Source organism: Microbulbifer mangrovi, assembly GCF_002009015.1.
GTDB classification, from domain to species: Bacteria; Pseudomonadota; Gammaproteobacteria; order Pseudomonadales; family Cellvibrionaceae; genus Microbulbifer; species Microbulbifer mangrovi.
In genome coordinates this window covers 75,162-93,798 of record NZ_LZDE01000345.1, presented here as the reverse complement: position 1 = coordinate 93,798, position 18,637 = coordinate 75,162, and the positions used below count along the sequence as shown (strand labels likewise).

General features: G+C 58.7%; 16 protein-coding genes. 8 read left to right on the top strand and 8 right to left on the bottom strand.

From position 1 onward, the window contains the following. Positions 1-152 precede the first annotated feature (152 nt). The 3 genes from B4U49_RS17640 to phhA all read right to left on the bottom strand — a co-directional run bounded on the left by B4U49_RS17640 (position 153) and on the right by phhA (position 3,458). Positions 153-1,820: an aminotransferase class V-fold PLP-dependent enzyme gene (locus B4U49_RS17640; protein WP_078085926.1), complete on the bottom strand. Its 1,668-nt coding sequence runs from the start codon at positions 1,818-1,820 to the stop codon at positions 153-155. Between the two features lie 71 nt (positions 1,821-1,891). Then, a complete protein-coding gene (locus B4U49_RS17635; protein WP_078085925.1) occupies positions 1,892-2,362 on the bottom strand; it encodes an Lrp/AsnC family transcriptional regulator in 471 nt (156 codons plus the stop codon). A gap of 295 nt (positions 2,363-2,657) precedes the next feature. Next, positions 2,658-3,458: a phenylalanine 4-monooxygenase gene (gene phhA / locus B4U49_RS17630; protein ID WP_078085924.1), complete on the bottom strand. Its 801-nt coding sequence runs from the start codon at positions 3,456-3,458 to the stop codon at positions 2,658-2,660. A 219-nt stretch (positions 3,459-3,677) separates the two neighbouring features. Between phhA and B4U49_RS17625 the strand changes: the two genes are divergently transcribed. Next, entirely contained in the window at positions 3,678-5,063 is a 1,386-nt protein-coding gene (locus B4U49_RS17625; RefSeq protein ID WP_158078650.1) for a TyrR/PhhR family helix-turn-helix DNA-binding protein, read from the top strand. Here B4U49_RS17625 and B4U49_RS17620 read toward each other — a convergent pair. Further along, the gene (locus B4U49_RS17620) at positions 5,060-5,410 is read right to left on the bottom strand and encodes an Mpo1-like protein (protein WP_078085922.1); all 351 of its coding nucleotides are present in this window, start codon (positions 5,408-5,410) and stop codon (positions 5,060-5,062) included. The genes B4U49_RS17625 and B4U49_RS17620 overlap by 4 nt on opposite strands. 220 nt (positions 5,411-5,630) lie before the next feature. On the opposite strand from B4U49_RS17620, the gene B4U49_RS17615 reads away from it, so the two are divergent. The 5 genes from B4U49_RS17615 (at position 5,631) to B4U49_RS17595 (ending at position 10,850) form a co-directional block, all read left to right on the top strand. Then, complete coding sequence (locus tag B4U49_RS17615; RefSeq protein WP_078085921.1) at positions 5,631-6,854, top strand: CaiB/BaiF CoA transferase family protein; 1,224 nt, start codon at positions 5,631-5,633, stop codon at positions 6,852-6,854. A gap of 24 nt (positions 6,855-6,878) precedes the next feature. After that, a complete protein-coding gene (locus B4U49_RS17610) occupies positions 6,879-7,583 on the top strand; it encodes an MliC family protein (RefSeq protein WP_078085920.1) in 705 nt (234 codons plus the stop codon). A 161-nt stretch (positions 7,584-7,744) separates the two neighbouring features. Continuing rightward, positions 7,745-9,421 (top strand): carbon starvation CstA family protein, encoded by a 1,677-nt coding sequence (locus tag B4U49_RS17605; RefSeq protein ID WP_078085919.1) that lies wholly within the window; start codon positions 7,745-7,747, stop codon positions 9,419-9,421. Positions 9,422-9,492: 71 nt separating this feature from the next. Beyond that, positions 9,493-9,786 (top strand): cory-CC-star protein, encoded by a 294-nt coding sequence (locus tag B4U49_RS17600; RefSeq protein WP_193432861.1) that lies wholly within the window; start codon positions 9,493-9,495, stop codon positions 9,784-9,786. After that, complete coding sequence (locus tag B4U49_RS17595) at positions 9,786-10,850, top strand: ArsA family ATPase (RefSeq protein WP_078085918.1); 1,065 nt, start codon at positions 9,786-9,788, stop codon at positions 10,848-10,850. The genes B4U49_RS17600 and B4U49_RS17595 overlap by 1 nt, the downstream gene beginning before the upstream one ends. Positions 10,851-10,872: 22 nt before the next feature. On the opposite strand, the gene B4U49_RS17590 is transcribed toward B4U49_RS17595, so the two are convergent. Together B4U49_RS17590 and B4U49_RS17585 are read right to left on the bottom strand one after the other, a co-directional pair. After that, positions 10,873-11,442 carry a DUF934 domain-containing protein gene (locus B4U49_RS17590; protein WP_078085917.1) on the bottom strand — a complete coding sequence of 190 codons (570 nt, stop codon included), beginning with the start codon at positions 11,440-11,442 and terminating at the stop codon, positions 10,873-10,875. Further along, positions 11,426-13,090 (bottom strand): nitrite/sulfite reductase, encoded by a 1,665-nt coding sequence (locus B4U49_RS17585; RefSeq protein WP_078085916.1) that lies wholly within the window; start codon positions 13,088-13,090, stop codon positions 11,426-11,428. The genes B4U49_RS17590 and B4U49_RS17585 overlap by 17 nt, the downstream gene beginning before the upstream one ends. Before the next feature lie 294 nt (positions 13,091-13,384). On the opposite strand from B4U49_RS17585, the gene B4U49_RS19500 reads away from it, so the two are divergent. Next, positions 13,385-13,519 (top strand): hypothetical protein, encoded by a 135-nt coding sequence (locus B4U49_RS19500; protein ID WP_275078293.1) that lies wholly within the window; start codon positions 13,385-13,387, stop codon positions 13,517-13,519. A 116-nt stretch (positions 13,520-13,635) separates the two neighbouring features. Here B4U49_RS19500 and B4U49_RS17580 read toward each other — a convergent pair whose 3' ends face one another. Continuing rightward, positions 13,636-13,848, bottom strand: a complete 213-nt coding sequence (locus B4U49_RS17580; protein WP_078085915.1) for a DUF2970 domain-containing protein — start codon at positions 13,846-13,848, stop codon at positions 13,636-13,638. A 112-nt stretch (positions 13,849-13,960) separates the two neighbouring features. Further along, positions 13,961-17,668, bottom strand: coding sequence for a methionine synthase (gene metH / locus B4U49_RS17575; protein WP_239692694.1), 3,708 nt, complete (start codon positions 17,666-17,668; stop codon positions 13,961-13,963). A 269-nt stretch (positions 17,669-17,937) separates the two neighbouring features. Here metH and B4U49_RS17570 point away from each other — a divergent pair, with 269 nt between their 5' ends. Then, positions 17,938-18,615 (top strand): type 1 glutamine amidotransferase domain-containing protein, encoded by a 678-nt coding sequence (locus B4U49_RS17570; protein WP_078085913.1) that lies wholly within the window; start codon positions 17,938-17,940, stop codon positions 18,613-18,615. Positions 18,616-18,637: the final 22 nt, after the last annotated feature.

Here is an 18,637-nt window from a genome sequence, read left to right as displayed (position 1 = left end):
GATGGCTTTCATTATCGGTCCTGAACCCCCGGTTTTTCAATGGCGGTTCGAGGTAGTGATGCCAATCGGGCGCCGCGAGAGTCGAGCAGCGTTTCCGCCGCCCGCCCCTAGGTTCGTGTCCTGCCTTCCTTCAGTGAGGGGTGGCACCCGTCTTAAAGTTTGAACCAGCGCAGATTCTCGCCTTCCTGAGACAGGATCGGCTGTTCACAATGTTCTCCCGGCGGGTTGGCCAGGATAGCGCGTGCCAGATGGATATACTCTTGCAAAGGCGTGGCCAACTTCTCCGGTGCCGTTGTATCCAGCGAGAATTGTAGTGGCATCGGTGCATCGGCTTCGATGCCTTGATAGCGCCAAACACCGTGGCCGGCGTCGTATTGATAGTAGGGCAGCATGCGGTGGCCGTATTCCGCAATGAGTTCAATAGCGTCGATCAGGTAGTCGACGGTTTCCTCATCCAGAAAGTAATTGAAGTTCAGCCGAACCCAGCCGGGCTTGAGGATATTTTCGCCTTCACTCACCAGCTTTTCGATGGCCGTGCTCTGCTCGTCGGTGAGGTGGAGCAGGTGGTGGCCGTACGGGCCTGCGCAGGAACAGCCTCCGCGCACCTGGATGCCGAAGAGGTCATTGAGCAGGGCAACAACAAAGCCGTGATGCAGGGGCTTTTCTTCGTGCAGCAGATGAAGGGAGACGATACTGACGCGCTCCGCTTCGGTGCCGCCGAGTATCTGGATATTCTGGTTATCACTCCAGCGGGCGAAGGCACGGTTTATCCAGGCGGCCTCGCGATCTTCAATGACATTGGCTCCTACCTGGTCCTTCAGCGCAAATGCCATGCCGGCGCGCACGGATTCGACAATCGCGGGCGTACCGGCTTCTTCCCGGCGTTCCCCGGCGGGAAGGTAGGTGTGCCGCGCGGCGCTCACCCAGGACACGGTGCCGCCACCGGTGACGGCAGGCTGGCTTTCCGGTAACAAACTGCGGCGCACGACCAGTATTCCGGGAGTGCCGGGGCCACCCACAAACTTGTGCGGTGAAATAAACAGGGCATCTTTGCTGGAAAGGCTGTCTTTGCCCTGCACGTCAATACCCACGTAGGGCGCCGCTGCGGCGTAGTCCCAGAACGACAGGGCGTCGTTCTTGTGCAGCAGACGGGTTACCGCTTCCACATCAGTGCGGATACCGGTGACGTTGGAGGCGGCGGAGAAACTGCCAATCTTCAACGGGCGCGCGGCGTATTGATCGAGCGCGTCTTGGAGTGCTTCAAGGTCTACACCACCGGAAGCGTCTTGCGGAATGGTGACGACCTCTGCGACGGACTCGCGCCAGGGCAGGTCGTTGGAATGATGCTCGTAAGGACCGATAAACACTACCGGTCTCTGCGCTTCCGGGATACTTCCGGAGGTGCCGCCAAGGCGTGCATACCCATCGACGCGCAGGCCCAGGCAGTCCACCAGCCGGTTTACCGCGGCAGTCGCGCCAGAGCCGCAAAAGATGATTGCGTGCTCGTCGCCCGCATTCACGGATTTGCGTACCGCAGCCCGCGCCTGTTCGCGGAAGGCGGTGGTCTGGCGGCCGGTGGCAGAGGTTTCGGTGTGCGTGTTGGCGTACCACGGCAATACATGGTGGCGGATGCTGTCTTCGATAAAGGCAAGTGCGCGACCGGATGCGGTGTAGTCCGCGTAAATCAGTGGGCGCTGGCCGAAGGGGGTGTCCATTGGCATGCGTTCGCCGATGACATTGTCGCGGATCTGCCGGAGCAGGGTTTCGGTTTTTGCATCGGCGGAAGGGGCGGTCGATACCGGTTGTGCATGGCTGTGCATGGCTACCTCAATCTACTGTGCCCGCGGGGATCGCCCGCGGGCATGGCTAAAACAGTAATTGAGCTGCGGGTTTAATCTCCCGGCGGTATGGGCAGTTGCGTAGTGCTTTTGATCTGCTCCATAGCGAAATTGGAAGCCACGTCGGAAATCCCCGAGTGGGCGATCAGCTTTTTATAAAAGCGATCATAGGAGGCTACATCGCTGACCACGACCCTGAGAATGTAGTCGTAGTCTCCCGCCATACGGTAACAGTCCACCACTTCCGGTAAATCTGCCATCGCGTTGGAAAAGGACTCCGCCCATTCCGCGCTGTGCTGATTGGTTTTTACCTGGGCGAACACAGATACCGGCAGGCCGAGTACTTCTGCATCCAGCAGGGCAACTTTCCGGCGGATGATGCCGCTCTTCTCCAATTTCTGAATCCGGCGCCAGCACGGGGTCTTGGTGAGGCCCACGCGCTCGGCCAGCTCTTCGATGGAGAGACTAACATCAGATTGAAGTATGGCAAGAAGTTGTCGATCAATCGCATCGAGTGAGGACATAGTGCTACTAATCTCCCGAAAACGCGGGGATGTGTTCCATTGGAGTCGTTCAGGCGGCTCTCCTTAGCAACAAAATACCCCAGTGATTTTGGCGGGCGCGGCGGGATCCGACTTTCACTGGCTGCAAAAGAATCCTTTACCGTGCCCCTTGTCTTGCCCGTAACGATAATCTCAGTTCAGCGGCATCAGTAGTGGAATTATTCTCTGGTGCCTGGACGCGCGAACAGGGGGATCAAAAAAGCCGGGCAATGCCCGGCCAAACAACAGGGGTATGTTGGAAAATTGTCCTGAAGCCTTATGCGGCTTCCTTCGGCGGGAACAGGGGTTCGTAGAGGCCCGCGGCCATGGCCTCGCGCACACGCGCCATCAGGTCAATCTCGGTGAGTTGCTGCAGTGTTTCAAGCTGGTCGAGCACGTAGTAGATCGGCTGCACGATATCGATCCGGTATGGGGTGCGCAGGGCGTCGACCACCTCGAAGGGTGCGCGAATGGGTGCGTCGCTGAGTGCGTACAGCGTCTCCTTGGGGGAGGATAGGATGCCGCCGCCGTAGATGCGCAGGCCGTCTTCGGTGTTCATCAGGCCAAATTCGACCGTGAACCAGTAGAGCCGGGCAAGGTAGGCGCGCTCCTTGGGAGAGGCCTTGAGGCCCAGTTCGCCGTATTTCTGGGTGAAATTGGCGAATGCGGGATTGGTGAGCATGGCGCAGTGGCCAAAGATCTCGTGGAAGATATCCGGCTCTTGGAGGTAGTCGAACTCCTCGGGCGTGCGGATGAACGTGGCGACCGGGAATTTGCGCTCGGACAGCAAGCGGAAGAAGGTTTCGAATCCGATCAGGGCAGGCACCCGGGCGCATTCCCAGCCTGTTTCTCTGCGCAGTACATCACTGACCTCGGCCAGCTGCGGGATACGGTCGCGGGGGAGGTCGAGCAGTTCCAGACCGTGCAGATACTCGTCGCAAGCGCGTCCGGGCACCACCTCCAACTGGCGCTCAATCAGGCGTCGCCAGGTGTCGTGTTCCAGCGCGGTGTACTCGATAAAGCCGTCGGCGTCCGGTTCTCGGGCGACGTACTTGCTGGGCTTTTTATCACTGCTCATGAGGATCTCCTGAGTGCGCGGGCGGTTCAGATGCCGCCTCGTCTGTTTTTATCTTCTCTCTATTCTTAGACACTCCGAGCGTCGTATGGCAGTGGGTGGGGCGCAGAATGCGATGTGGCGTTGGGGTTGGAGCTACACTTTTTGTAAATAAAAGTTTACATTTGCGGTATGAGAGTAGAGATAACCTGCAGTGATCGTGTGGGAATATTGCAAGAAATCATGTCAATATTCTCAGACTATCGCGTTAATGTGAGATCCGGTGAGATCGGCGGCGACAGCGGAGATAAGGTCTACCTGTCCGCGCCCGGTCTGCTGGTGGCCCAGTACCAGTCCATCGAAAAGTCACTTTACCGGGTGCGCGGTGTGCGACAGGTGCGCCGAATCGAACTGATTCCCTCGGAGCGACGCCATTTTGAACTGGATACGCTGCTGCGGCATGTGTCCTATCCGGTACTCTCTGTGGACAGAGATGGTCTTATCGTGGCCGCCAATCAGGCGGCGGCAAGGGTCTTTGGGGTGAGCCACAGCCAGGTGGCTGGAATGGCACTGCAGCGATTTATGCCGCGCCTTCAGCTGGCGGAACTGCTGCGCGGGATTACTGCGCCGCGATACGGGTTTCCGGTCACGGTGCGGGGGCAGGAGTTTGTGGTGGACTGGTCGCCCATCACGTTGGCAGAGGCCCCGGGGGCGGTGGCCTCTCTTGCCGGGGCGGTACTTACTCTGCAGGCGAGGGAGGATTCCACCGCCCAGGAGGCGCCACCGCAACAGATTTTGTGGGACCTCGACAGGCGCCGGGACAGCTGCCTGCGACTGCAGCAGATGGCGCCGCTAGGTGAACCGCTGCTGATCTGCGGTGAGAACGGCGCCGGCAAGAGCACCTTTGCAAGAGCGGCCTACTACCTGAGTCCGATCGCGGCCCGGGGACGGCTTCACGAATATGCCGGTAAGGATTTCGGCCCACGCCAGCTGGAAGATTTACTGGCGTTGCCCGTTGACACCATGGTGTTACTGGATGATGTGGACCTCGTACCCGCTCCCCGACAGCAGTCTCTCGCGGACTGTATTCTGCGCGGGAAAGTTCGCCCGCGCCTGGTTTTTTCCGCCACTTCGCTTGCCGCTCTGGCGTTGCCATTGCGCCAGTTGCTGGAGCCCCAGCAGATTACCTTGCCGCCACTCCGGGCCATGCGTCCGGCACTCGCAGGGTTTATCGAATTGATACTGGAGGACTCGGCTGTCGCCCTGGATTCCACCGCGGCCCACGCCCTGGCGTTACAGGATTGGCCGACGAATTTCGCGGGGTTGTCCGACTGCCTTAGCGCGGCGCTGGCGCATATGCAGGGTCGTGGTGGCGCTACTGTGACTCCCGAGGATCTGCCCCTGGCGCCTGCAAGTGCGCAGTTGCCCTGGCGGGATTGGGGGCGGGGGCTGTCCCTGCCGGAACAGATGGAAAAGGTGGAGCGGGCGATTCTTGTAGAGTTGCTGGAAGCACTTGGCCCTGGACGCCACTCTACCCGGGAGCTTGCACAGCGGCTGGGAATTTCCCACACCGCTGTTGCCAATAAATTGCGTAAATTTGGGCTCAGCCTGGGCCAGACCAAGCGCTAGCGTTCAATTCGGCCCAGCAACATATCCTTGAACATGACGAAATCGCCCCACAGGGAATAAAAGGGGTTTTTGAAGGTGGCGGGGCGGTTGTGCTCGAAGAAGAAATGGCCCGCCCAGGCGAATCCGTAGCCGGCAACGGGCAACACCGCCAACAGTCCCCAGCGTTGTGTGACGAGTGCCGTAATTAGAAGGCCAATCACCAGCGCGGTGCCGACAAAGTGGAGGCGTCGACAGATGAGGTTGCTGTGCTCGTTCAGGTAGAACGGGTAAAACGCCTTGAAGGAGTCGAACTGCGGGGTGTCCGCGGTTTTGCTGTCGGACCCGGTTTCGGCTTTAGGGGTGTTCATGGCTGTCTCCGTTGGTTGTTCTTCGTATTGTGGAGTCGGTTCATTGTATGCGGCATCCGCGGCCTACACTGGTTTACACAGGACACTTGTCTGGCAGTGGTCTGGAAATGTAAGTGACCAGCGAATTTAGACCAATCAGTTCCAAATCTGTTAATGTTTGCGCCCTGTGATTTGTGATCACGTTTTAATTCTTACACGCAGGCATACACAGGGTAAAACTATGGCCGGCCCTCTCGCACATTTAAAAGTCCTGGATCTCAGCCGCATACTCGCAGGCCCCTGGGCGAGCCAGGTGCTGGCGGATTTTGGAGCGGAAGTGATTAAGGTCGAGCGCCCCGGAAAAGGGGACGATACGCGACACTGGGGGCCTCCCTTCCTCAAAGATGGCGATGGCAATGAAACAGGCGAGGCCGCCTATTACCTGAGTGCCAACCGCGGTAAAAAATCGATTACCGTGGATATCACTCAGCCACGTGGGCAGGCGCTGATCAAGCAGCTCGCCGCGCAGTGCGACATAGTGCTGGAAAACTACAAGGTGGGCGGTCTCAAAAAATACGGCCTGGACTACCCGTCAATCAGGGCGATCAATCCTAAAATCATCTACTGCTCCATTACCGGCTTTGGACAGACCGGCCCGTACGCGGCGCGCGCAGGTTACGATGCGATGATTCAGGGTATGGGAGGGCTGATGAGCCTGACCGGTGTGCCCGAGGGGCAGCCAGGGGCCGGCCCGCAGAAAGTGGGCGTGGCCGTGGCCGACCTGATGACCGGTATGTATGCGGTTTCCGGTGTGCTGGCAGCGGTCATTCATCGGGACAGAACCGGGGAGGGGCAGCAGATCGACCTGGCCCTGCTGGATACCCAGGTCGCCTGGCTTGCCAACCAGGCCCAGAATTTCCTCACATCCGGAGTCAGTCCGCAACGCCAGGGCACCGCCCACCCGAATATTGTTCCCTATCAGGCGGTGCCTGCCAATGATGGCTACTTCATGCTCGCGGTGGGTAACGATGCCCAGTTCAAGAAATTTTGCAGTATTGCCGGACTCGATAGCATTGCCGAGGATCCGGCTTACGCGACCAATTCTGCGAGGGTAGGGGCGCGGGAGACATTGGTTCCGCTGATAGAGCGGGCTACGCAGGAGAAACCCGCGGCCTGGTGGCTGGAGAAGTTGAGTGATGCCCACGTACCCTGTGGACCAATCAATAACCTGGAGCAGGTTTTCGCCGATCCCCAGGTGCAGGCGAGAGGCATGGTGGTGGAGCAGCAGCACCCCACTGCGGGTAGGGTGAAAACCGTGCGCAATCCCGTCGGCTTTTCCGAATCCGCGCTGGAATATGAAAACGCGCCGCCCACGCTCGGGGCGCATACCGACGAAACGCTGGAGACAATGTTGTCACTCAGCGCCGACGAAATTGCGCAACTGCGACGGGACGGTGTGATCTGATTTTTATTTTTCGGGAGGTCCGGCATGTTGAATCTACGACGCTCAATCCTGTTTTCACTGGTTTTCGCAGTTTCCGCGACGGGGTGCAGCAAGAGTGATTCGACACCGCCGCAGGCTTCCGAACCCCAGTCTTCTGGAAGCGGGGCCTCAGAGCAGCCACGGCCAGTTACCGCCGGATCTGAAAATGAATCCTCGCCAGGGGAGGTCAAACCCACCTACGACTGCAATCAACAACTCAGCAGTTCTATCGAAGAGTTGATCTGCGCGGACAGCGGGCTTGCGCAACTGGATCAGCAGATGGCGGAGGTTTTTGCGGCGGCGGCAAAAACGGACAAAGCTCAGCAGGACCGGTACTTCAAGGCGCGCCAACGCGGCTGGATCAAAGGACGCAACGACTGCTGGAAGGCGCAGGACAGGCGTGCCTGTACTGAAAACAGCTACAAGCGACAGATTGCATCCCTACAGGCGCGGTACGCGCTGGTTCCCGGCCGGGGGCCTGTCACATATATCTGCGACGGCAGCGAAGTGACGGCGACCTATTACCCGACGGAGCCGCCCTCCGCAGTGGCCGAGCACAAGGGTGAGGAATCCCTGATGTTTATCGAACCCACCGCCAGCGGCACTCGTTATCGCGGCCGCAACGAGATCATCTGGGAGCATCAGGGGGAGGCAAAAATCACCTGGGGCGTGGACGGCATAGAGATGCAATGCAAAGTCCGCAGCTGGTAGCCGGATTTTTTGCGCCAAAAGGGAGGTAATCGCGCCAGTTTGCCACGATGTATAACGCGTCTGGGCTAGTATCAGTGCTGAATGCGCGGCTTGTCCCGTGGTCTTCCTGTAGTCTTTAAGGCGCAGCGCCCGCGAAATAATGCATAACAGGGAATGTTGGCATGAATGCGATCCTTCTGATGGTACTCGGTCTTGGGGGTATGGCGGCCGGGTATTTTTTCTATTCTCGGTTTATTGCCGACCGTATCTATCGTTTTGATCCCGAGTTCGTTACTCCTGCGCATGAGTTTGATGATGGGGTGGACTATGTGCCCACCAGCAAGTTTGTGCTCTGGGGGCATCACTTCACTTCCGTTGCCGGTGCGGCACCTATTGTGGGGCCCGCCATCGCTGTTATCTGGGGTTGGCTGCCCGCGTTCCTGTGGGTGGTTTTCGGTACCGTATTTTTCGCCGGCGTACACGATAGCGGGGCCATCTGGGCCAGCGTGCGCAACCGCGGCCTGTCGATCGGCTCGCTGACCGGTCATGTTGTGGGCAAGCGCGCCCGCAGTATTTTCATGATCGTCATCTTCCTGGTCCTGCTGATGGTCAATGCCGTTTTCGGTGTGGTGATCGCAGGATTGCTGATTAAAAATCCGGGCTCCGTGGTCCCCATTTGGGGGGCGATTGCGGTCGCCCTGCTGATCGGCCAACTTATTTACCGCTTCAAATTCAATCTTGGGCTGGTTTCCCTGTTCGGTGTAGCGGCACTCTACGGATTGATCTTTATCGGCCCGTCCGTGCCGGTCTCCCTGCCGGAAACAGTGGTCGGGCTTTCTGCCAGCGCCGCCTGGATCCTGATTCTGTTTGCCTACGCCGCCATTGCATCCCTGCTGCCGGTATGGGTGCTGCTTCAGCCACGGGATTACATTAACGGGCTGCAACTGTTTGTGGGCCTGATCCTGTTGTACGCCGCGGTATTGATCGGGAGTCCGGAAGTAGTGGCACCTATGTTCAATCACAATGTACCGGAAGGCGCGCCGCCGCTGATTCCGTTGCTGTTTGTCACCATTGCATGCGGAGCAATATCGGGTTTTCACGGGCTGGTTGCCTCGGGGACGACTTCCAAACAGCTCAACCGCGAAACTGATGCGCGCTTTGTGGGTTACTTTGGCTCGGTGGGTGAGGGCGCCCTGGCGCTGGCGGCGATCATCGCCGCCTGTGCAGGTTTTGCTTCTCTTGAAGACTGGCAGTCGGTGTATAGCGCATTCGGGCAGGGCGGCGTACAGGCATTTGTCGACGGTGGTGCGGTTATCCTGAATCGCGGTGTCGGCATCGATACGGCGATATCTGGCACCATGCTGACGGTAATGGCTGCCCTGTTTGCCGGCACCACCATGGATACCGGCTTGCGCCTGCAGCGCTACATCTTTCAGGAGTTTGGTGAAATCTACGGTATTCGCTGGCTCGGCAGACCGCTGCCCGCCACGCTGATGGCGGTAGGTTGCTGCGTGTTGCTCGCCTTCGGTGCCGGCGGCGCCGATGGCAGTGGCGGCTTGCTGATCTGGCCGCTGTTCGGCACCACCAATCAGCTACTGGCGGGGCTCACTTTGCTGGTGATCACCGTGATGCTGGTGCGGTTGAAAAGACCGGTGTGGATCACGCTGGTGCCACTGGTATTTCTGTTGATGATGACCCTGGCGGCACTGCTAATCCAGTTGAACGAGTTTTACCGCAAGGAAGACTGGTTCCTGTTAAGCCTGGATCTGGTGGTGTTGATAGCAGCGATTCTGGTAACGCTGGAGTGCGTTGCCGCTTTTCGTAAAACTGAAAAGCAGCCAGTTGGGGATGAGTTGTAGTTTCCCCCGTTGTTTCTGTCAAAGTGTCTGGACCGACCTGAAGTCTGATAAAGGGAGTTGAGGGTGAGTGGATGGAGCCATCAAACAAGACGGTATTGCCGAGAAACCTGAAACTGGTTTTTCGCAGGATTGGCGAACAACTGGAAGCCTATTACAGCGGCCCCTATCGCAGTGTGCTGGCTCGTGCGGAGCGGGATGAAGAAGACCTGTTTATGCTTTTGGTGTATGCCGAGTCCCTCGGGATTCCGAACCCGGTAAGCTTGTATACCCTGGAATTGCAGCCGCTTATGCTCGAGCGCTTCCACGAGTGGCACCAGCGGATGGGGATGGAGCGCTCTCCGCTCGATGAGATGCGGTGTTGCTAATGGCCGAGAGAGTGGCAGTGGCCCAGAAACTGGATCTCGACGCGCTTTTCAAGCGGCGACTGTTAATGGTCGGTGGCAAGGGCGGTGTCGGCAAGAGTACGATTGCGGCAACCCTGGCGTTGATGGCTGCACAGCGCGGCCTGAAAACCCTGCTGGTTTCTACCGATCCCGCGCATAACCTTGCCGACATCTTTGGCTGTCAATGCGACGGTGATAAAGGTCGAGTGCCGTGGCAAGGCGTTGGGCTCCGGGTCCAGGAAATACATCCGGATAGCGTACTGGATGATTATCTGGAATCCGTACGCAAGCAAATGTTGCCGCACATATCCCTCAATATGCGCGGTCCGCTGGAAAAACAATTACACCTGACCCGTCACTCGCCCGGCGCGGAGGAGGCCGCGCTACTCGACGCACTTACCCGTTTGATAAAACAGCGCGAAGACTACGACCTGATTGTCTTCGATACCGCGCCCACCGGACATACCTTGCGCTTGATGTCCCTGCCGGGGGTGATGAATACCTGGGCCACGGGCCTGCTGCAACAGAAGCAGCACGTGGGACGATTCCGGGATATTTTGTCTCGCCTTGAGCCCGCTACAGATGACGCACAGCCAGGAAATAGTGATGCGGCACCCGCTGTCCTGGCGCCGCTGCTTGAGCGACAGGCCCGCTTTCGCGACGCCGCGACCGTGTTGAAGGATTCGGAGCTTACCGGCTTTCTATTTGTCATGACCCCAGAGCTCTTGCCCCTGCAGGAAACCCGCAGGGCGGTAGCGGCGCTGGATAGCCATCAAGTGCCGGTCGCCGGGCTGGTGCTCAATCGTATTCTGCCCGCAGAGGCCGAGCAGGTGCCGTTCTTGCGAGGTGTCTATCGACAGCAGGGTGCGGTGCTTTCGCAGGTCGCGGAGCAGCTGTCCGCATTGCCGCAAATTCAAATTCCCATGAGCGGGGACGTGATTCAGGGGAGGGAAGGGTTGCAGCAGATGGCGGATGTGATGGCAGCTGCGGCGAAACCTGCGGCCCACAAACAAAAAATGCCCGGCAGGGCGCCTGCCGGGCATTGATCGTATCCGTTGGCGGTGTGGCTCAGGCCAGCGCGCGACGACGGAAGATCGGCAGTGGCTGGTCCACTGCAGCCTGGTAGCTGTCGGTAAAGTCTCCCAGGGATTCCAGCAGGCCTTCCAGCGGTTGATCCCCCTGATAGGCAAAGGCGTTAAAGCCGCAGCGGGTCAGGTAGGTCAGCTGGTCGCGGATAAAGTTGCCCACCGCGCGGACCTCGCCGGTAAAGCCATAGCGCTCGCGCAGCAGGCGACCGACGGTAAACCCGCGGCCGTCGGTAAATGCCGGAAAGTGTGCGGCGATCAACGGTAGCTCCGCGGCATATTCGCCGATCAGGTCTGCGGTTTCATCGCTGTCCAGCCATACACCGATCTCTTCCTTGCGTTCTTGCAGATCTTCGCGCAATTCCAGCCATACACTTAGCGGCAGAATAACCTTGCCCGGTGCGAGGTTGTCGGCAGTAATTTCCGCTTCGTCGCCCAGGGGCAACAGGTTCCACTGGTTGTCTGCCACGGCGCCATCCAGAATCAGTTGCGCCGGGTTCTCCGGTTGTGCGCCCACCGGCTTCTTTACAGAGGGCTTAGCTGGCTTTGGCATATACTCGCTCCTTGAAAGGCTGAAGCCCGATGCGGTTGTAGGTGTCGATAAACAGTTCTTCCGGCTGGCGGTTTTCCGCGAATACATCGAGGATTTTGCCGATGGTCTCCGGCATTTCCTCGCGGGAGAAGCTCGGGCCCAGTACCTTGCCGAGGCTGGCTTTTTCGTTCGAGCTGCCGCCTAGCTGTACCTGATAGAACTCCTCGCCTTTTTTGTCCACGCCAAGAATGCCGATATGACCGATGTGGTGGTGGCCACAGGCGTTCATGCATCCGGAGATGTTCAGGTCGAGGTCGCCCAGGTCGTACAGGTAATCGAGATCGTCAAACTTGCGCTGGATTGCCTCCGCAACCGGGATGGATTTCGCATTGGCCAGCGAGCAGTAATCGCCACCGGGGCAGCAGATCATATCGGTCAGGGTGCCGATATTCGGGGTGGCAAAGCCCTGCTTGCGCGCGGCCTGCCAGAGTTCGAACAGCTTTTCCTGCTCGACATCCGCCAGTACCACGTTCTGCTCGTGGGTAACCCGCACTTCACCGAAGCTGTACTGGTCTGCCAGGTCGGCAATTGCCTCGAGTTGGCGGTCAGTCACGTCGCCGGGTGGAATGCCGGTGGGTTTGGTGCTGAGGGTGACCGCCTGATAGCCGGGCACCCGGTGCGGGAAGGTGTTGCGCTCGAGCCAGCGGGCAAAAGCCTTATCTTCGCCGGCCTGGTCGCGCAGCACGGCTTCGCTGTGCCCGCTGTCGATAGTTTTGTAGGCGGGCTCCGGGAAGAAACGCTGGGCCCAGCTGATTGCTTCCGGTGTTAGCTGGTCGGCGCCATCTTTGATCTGTTCCCATTCCGCTTCCACGCGGCGGGCAAATTCTTCCGGACCCAGTGCTTTCACCAGAATCTTGATGCGCGCCTTGAACTTGTTGTCGCGGCGGCCCAGCTGGTTGTAGACGCGCACGATGGCTTCCAGGTAGGAGAGCAGGTGCGTCTCCGGCAGGAAGTCACGGATCGCGACGCCGAGAATCGGGGTGCGGCCCAGGCCGCCGCCCACCAGAATCTGGAAGCCGGTCTCGCCCTGGTCGTTCTTTACGATCTGCACGCCAATATCGTGGGCGCGGATGGCTGCGCGGTCTTGCTCTGCACCGCACACGGCGATCTTGAATTTGCGCGGCAGGAAGGCGAACTCCGGGTGGAATGTGGACCACTGACGGATCAACTCGCAGTAAGGGCGCGGGTCGATCAGTTCATCGCGGGCGACACCGGCAAACTGATCGGTGGTGGTGTTACGGATACAGTTACCGCTGGTCTGTACGGCGTGCATCTCCACTTCAGCAAGCTCGGCCAGAATGTCCGGGACATCTTCCAGGTTTGGCCAGTTCAGCTGCACGTTCTGACGGGTGGTGAAGTGGGCATAGCCCTTATCGTACTTGCGGGTGATATGGGCCAGGCGGCGCACTTGCGCGCTGTTCATCAGGCCGTAGGGCACTGCGATACGCAGCATCGGTGCCAACCGCTGCACATACAGGCCGTTCTGTAGGCGCAGGGGCAAAAATTCTTCTTCTTTCAGCTCACCGGCGAGATAGCGTTCGGTCTGACCCCGAAACTGGGCCACCCGTTCCCGAACCAGTTTGCGGTCCTGTTCGTCGTATCGATACATAAGAGCTTGATTCCATTGCTTTTTTTACGCCGCTACGGGGCTTCCGAAGGGTACTTTGGACCCTACCTGATACCCTGAGTGGCGCATAACATACCAGCCGCCTTATACAAAAAATAACAATTTTTTTCGCTACCTTAGTAACCGACGGTTATAAGAGCGGGGCAGGCTGACCAAAGGCCGTTTGCTGCGCTATTGCGCCCCCTGCGGGGATTTGATCTACTTGAGAGACCGCGTTTTTAAGCGGTACTGCTACCTTTAAAACAATAATGATTTCTTGAGTGACGGAGTATTCCGATGAACGATCAAGTAGCACGAGAAGTAGTAGTTGTATCAGACGATAGCGATAATGCAGTGGACGCCATTGCGGCGGTTGCCCTGGTGGCAATTTTCGTCGCCACCTGTATTTTCTGGGTCGCCTCACAGGGCTAAATAAGCCCGCGGGCTCTGTCTGGAATAGACTGGGGTGCGTAGGTAGGTCCTGATGATCCGCTTTTCAGTAAAAGCGGATCACAAGCTCGCTCCCGGATCCTTATGGTATCTGGGCGCTAGCCCATATTGCTCAATACGGTCTTGACCACCAGGACTAGCGTAATCACAAAAAGGGCAGTGAAAATCAGCCCTGCGGCCACGTACGTCTTGATGCTGCCGCCTTTAAAATCTCTCTCCCGATTCTTATTCGACTGTACGCCGATCGCGGCAGCCAGGGTGCTGAGCACTACCTGGCCGAAAGACGGTTTCTGTTTTTTTTCTTCGTCCATGACTGAATCCCCACTGTAGGAGCCTGTCTTGCAGGCGAGCTTCACCCTTGAAGTGAACCTGAATAACGGTTGGCCTGCAAGGCGGGCTCCTAACGCTTGAGATGATTCTGTGTCAGTCCTCGAGGTTCGGACGCAACCAGCGTTCCAGCTCCTGTTCTGTCATGCCCTTGCGCTCTGCGAGGCTCGCGAGCTGGTCGCGGCTGATCTTGCCCACATTGAAGTACTTGGACTCCGGGTGGGCAAAGTACCAACCGCTTACCGCGGCAGCGGGCATCATCGCAAAACTGGAGGTCAGTTCGATGCCGGCATTCTCTTCAGCGTTCAGCAGGTTGAACAGGGTGGCCTTCTCGGTGTGGTCCGGGCAGGCCGGGTAACCCGGGGCCGGGCGGATGCCGGAGTAGGCTTCCTTGATCAGTTCTTCGTTGCTGAGGGTCTCCTCGGCCTGGTAGCCCCAGTAGCTCTTGCGCACTTCGCGGTGCAGATATTCCGCGAAGGACTCGGCGAGGCGGTCGGCCAGCGCCTTGACCATGATGGCACTGTAGTCGTCGTGTTTGGCTTCATACTCCGCCGCCAGCTCGTCGGCGCCGATCCCGGTGGTAACGGCAAAGCCACCGATATAGTCGGCCACGCCTGAACCTACCGGGGCGATAAAGTCGGCAAGTGAACGACACAGGCCGTCGCCGCCGCGCTTCTGTACCTGCTGGCGCATCTGGTGCAGGCGCGCAAGTTCCTCACTGCGGCTCTCATCGGTGTAGACAATAATGTCGTCACCATCGGCATTTGCCGGCCACAGGCCAAACACCGCGCGGGCGGTGAGACGCTTGTTGTCGATAATGTCGGCAAGCATGGTCTGGGCATTTTTGAACAGGTCCGTGGCGGCTTCGCCGACCACTTTGTCGTTCAGGATGGCCGGATACTTGCCCGCCAGATCCCAGGAAATGAAGAACGGGGTCCAGTCGATGGTGTCGACCAGCTTTGCCAGCGGGAAGTCGTTCAGCACGGTCAGGCCCGGATTGTTCGGCACCTTGGGCTCAAAGTTGGCCCAGTCGAGTTGCGGTCCCGCCTTCAGTGCATCCGTGTAGGTAAGGCGCGGGTCGTTGCGCTTGCGGTTGGCGGTGCGCTCGCGCACTTTGTCGTACTCTTCCTGGATGCCTTTCACAAAGGCCGGGCGCAGCTCGTCAGACAGCAGGTTGCTGGCCACGCCCACGGCGCGGGACGCATCCGCCACGTAAACGGTCTGGTTGCGATTGAATTGCGGATCAATTTTCACCGCAGTGTGCGCCTTGGAAGTGGTGGCACCGCCGATCATCAGTGGGATATCGAAACCCTGCCGCTCCATTTCCGCAGCGACGTGTACCATTTCATCCAGGGAAGGGGTGATCAGGCCGGACAGGCCGATGATGTCACAGTTCTGTTCCCTGGCAGTCTGCAGGATGGTTTCCGCGGGAACCATCACACCCAGATCAATCACCTCAAAGTTATTACAGGCCAGCACCACGCCGACAATATTCTTGCCGATATCGTGTACATCGCCCTTGACCGTCGCCATAAGGATGCGGCCGTTGGGCTTGCTATCGACGGTTTTTTCTTCCTCGATATAGGGCTGCAGATAGGCCACTGCCTGCTTCATCACCCGCGCGGATTTTACTACCTGGGGCAGGAACATTTTGCCCTCACCGAACAGGTCACCGACGATATTCATACCGTCCATCAGTGGGCCTTCGATCACGTCCAGCGGGCGGGTGGCCTGCTGACGAGCGGCTTCGGTATCTTCCTCGATAAAATTGTTGATGCCTTTTACCAGGGAGTGAGCAAGGCGTTCATTCACTGGCAGCTGGCGCCAGGCGAGGTCTTCCTTGCGCTCTGTCGCCGTACCGTCGCCGCGGTATTTCTCTGCGATATCCAGCAGTGCCTCGGTGGCCTCGTCACTGCGGTTGAGGATCACGTCCTCTACCTTTTCACGTAGCTCTTCCGGCAGGTCGTCGTAGACCGCCAGCTGGCCGGCGTTGACGATACCCATGTTGAGACCGGCCTTGATCGCGTGATACAGGAATACCGAGTGGATGGCCTCGCGCACCGGGTTGTTGCCGCGGAATGAGAAGGACACATTGGAAACACCGCCGGAGACATTGGCACCGGGCAGGTTCTGGCGAATCCAGGCGGTGGCTTCGATAAAGTCCACGGCGTAGTTGTTGTGTTCCTCAATGCCGGTGGCAACCGCGAAAATATTCGGGTCGAAAATGATATCGCATGGATTGAATCCGACCTTGTCCACGAGGATGTCGTAACTGCGCTTACAGATTTCTGTTTTGCGCTCGAAGGTGTCCGCCTGGCCTTTCTCGTCAAAGGCCATGACCACTACCGCCGCACCATACATCAGGCACGAGCGCGCTTTGTCGACGAAGTCTTCCTCGCCTTCCTTGAGGCTGATGGAGTTGACGATGGGCTTGCCCTGGATGCACTGCAGACCCGCCTCGATCACTTCCCACTTGGAAGAATCCACCATGAACGGCACTTTGGAAATGTCGGGCTCTGTGGCGCACAGGTTCAGGAAGCGGCGCATGGCGGCGACGGAATCCAGCATCGCTTCATCCATATTGAAGTCGATTACCTGCGCCCCGTCTTCTACCTGGGCGGCCGCTACCTGCAGCGCGGTATCGTAATCCTCTTCCATGATCAGGCGCTTGAAGCGCGCGGAACCGGTGACGTTACAGCGCTCGCCCACATTCACAAACAGAGCGTTTTCATCCACCACATAGGGTTCGAGGCCAGACAGGCGCAGCGCCGGTTTCAGTTGCGGCAGTTTGCGCGGTGCGATGTCGGCGACCGCGTCGGCAATCGCGCGGATGTGTTCCGGGGTGGTGCCACAGCAGCCGCCGAGAATATTGAGGAATCCGCTCTGGGCAAATTCCGCCACGATCGCTGCGGTTTCTTCCGGGGTCTCGTCGTATTCACCAAATTCGTTCGGCAGGCCCGCATTGGGGTGGGCGGAGACGTGTTCCGCGCAGACGCCCGAAAGTGCCTCTACATAGGGGCGCAGCTCGGTGGCGCCGAGGGCGCAGTTGAGGCCAACGGACAGGGGGTTGGCGTGGGCCACCGAATAGTAAAAGGCTTCGGTGGTCTGCCCGGAGAGGGTGCGGCCCGAAGCGTCGGTGATGGTGCCCGAGATCATGATCGGCAGCTCGTAGCCGCGCTGCTGGAAGACTTTCTTCAGCGCGTAAATGGCGGCCTTGGCGTTCAGGGTATCGAAGATGGTTTCGATCAGGATCAGGTCGGAACCGCCGTCGATGAGATGTTCCGCGGCCTCGACATAGTTCTCTACCAGCGCGTCAAAAGTGACGTTGCGCGCGCCCGGGTCATTTACATCCGGGGAGATGCTAGCGGTGCGGGACGTCGGGCCGATCACACCGGCAACAAAACGCGGCTTCTCCGGGGTGGACAGGGCGTCCGCGGCGCGCCGGGCAACTTGTGCTGCAACCAGGTTCAGTTCCGGTACCAGGTCTTCCATGTCGTAATCGGACTGGGAGAGGCGCGTGGCGTTGAAGGTATTGGTTTCGATGATATCGGCACCGGCCTCGAGGTATTCCTTGTGCAGGCGCTCGATCAGGTCCGGCTGGGTCAGGACCAGCAGGTCATTGTTGCCCTTGATGTCGGAAGGGTAATCGGCAAAACGTTCACCCCGGTAATCTGCCTCCTCCAGTTTCTCCCGCTGGATCATGGTGCCCATGGCACCGTCCAGTATCAGGATGCGCTCCGCGAGGGCACTGTGAAGCTGTTGCAGACGCTGGTCACGGGACTGCTGAGACCGATTCTCCGACATGGTCATTTCCTTGTTACCGACTGAATTCCGACTGAATTCCGACTGAATAGTATCGGGTGTTCAAAAAAGGGCGGCAATCTTAGCACAAAGCGGCGTTACAGCAGGGCATGGGCATACTAGTCGGGCGCGCCGGGAAGATCGTCTGCGCATATACATGTAACCAAATGATCTACACACACAGGGGGGAGGGGGGTGGAATTTACGCTTACGGATCACCACCTGTGAGCCTAGAGTTATTGAAACCCGAAAACGAGTGGGCGGGAGGTCCAATGAAAATACTGATGATACTGACATCACATGATGAACTGGGGGGTACCGGTGAGAAGACCGGCTTCTGGCTTGAGGAGTTCGCCGCCCCTTACTACGTCTTCGTGGATGCGGGGGCAGAAGTGACTTTGGCGTCTCCCAAGGGCGGTCAGCCGCCGCTGGATCCCAAGAGTGATGCGGATGACGCGCAGACGGCCGCTACCCGACGTTTCCGGAGTGACCCCCTGGCACAAGAGGCGCTGGCCAATACCAAGACCCTGGATGATGTAGACACCGACTGGTTTGATGCGGTGTTTTACCCGGGTGGCCACGGCCCGCTGTGGGATCTGGCCGAAGACCAGCGTTCAATTGCCATCATTCAGGGCTTTTATCGGGCCGAAAAGCCGGTGGGCGCGGTGTGTCATGCGCCGGCGGTTTTCCGCCATACGGTGGATGAAAGCGGTGAGCCCCTGGTTAAAGGCCGCCGCGTTACGGGGTTCACCAATAGCGAAGAGGACGGCGTGGGCCTTACGGATATCGTGCCGTTCCTGGTCGAGGATATGCTGAAAGAGCGCGGCGCGGACTACTCGAAAGGGGATGACTGGCAGAGCCATGTCTGCGCCGATGGATTGCTGATTACCGGCCAGAATCCGGCCTCGTCTGAGGCCACCGCCAGGGCGCTGCTGGGGGCACTGGCGTGACGCCGGTTTAACTTGAGCGCGG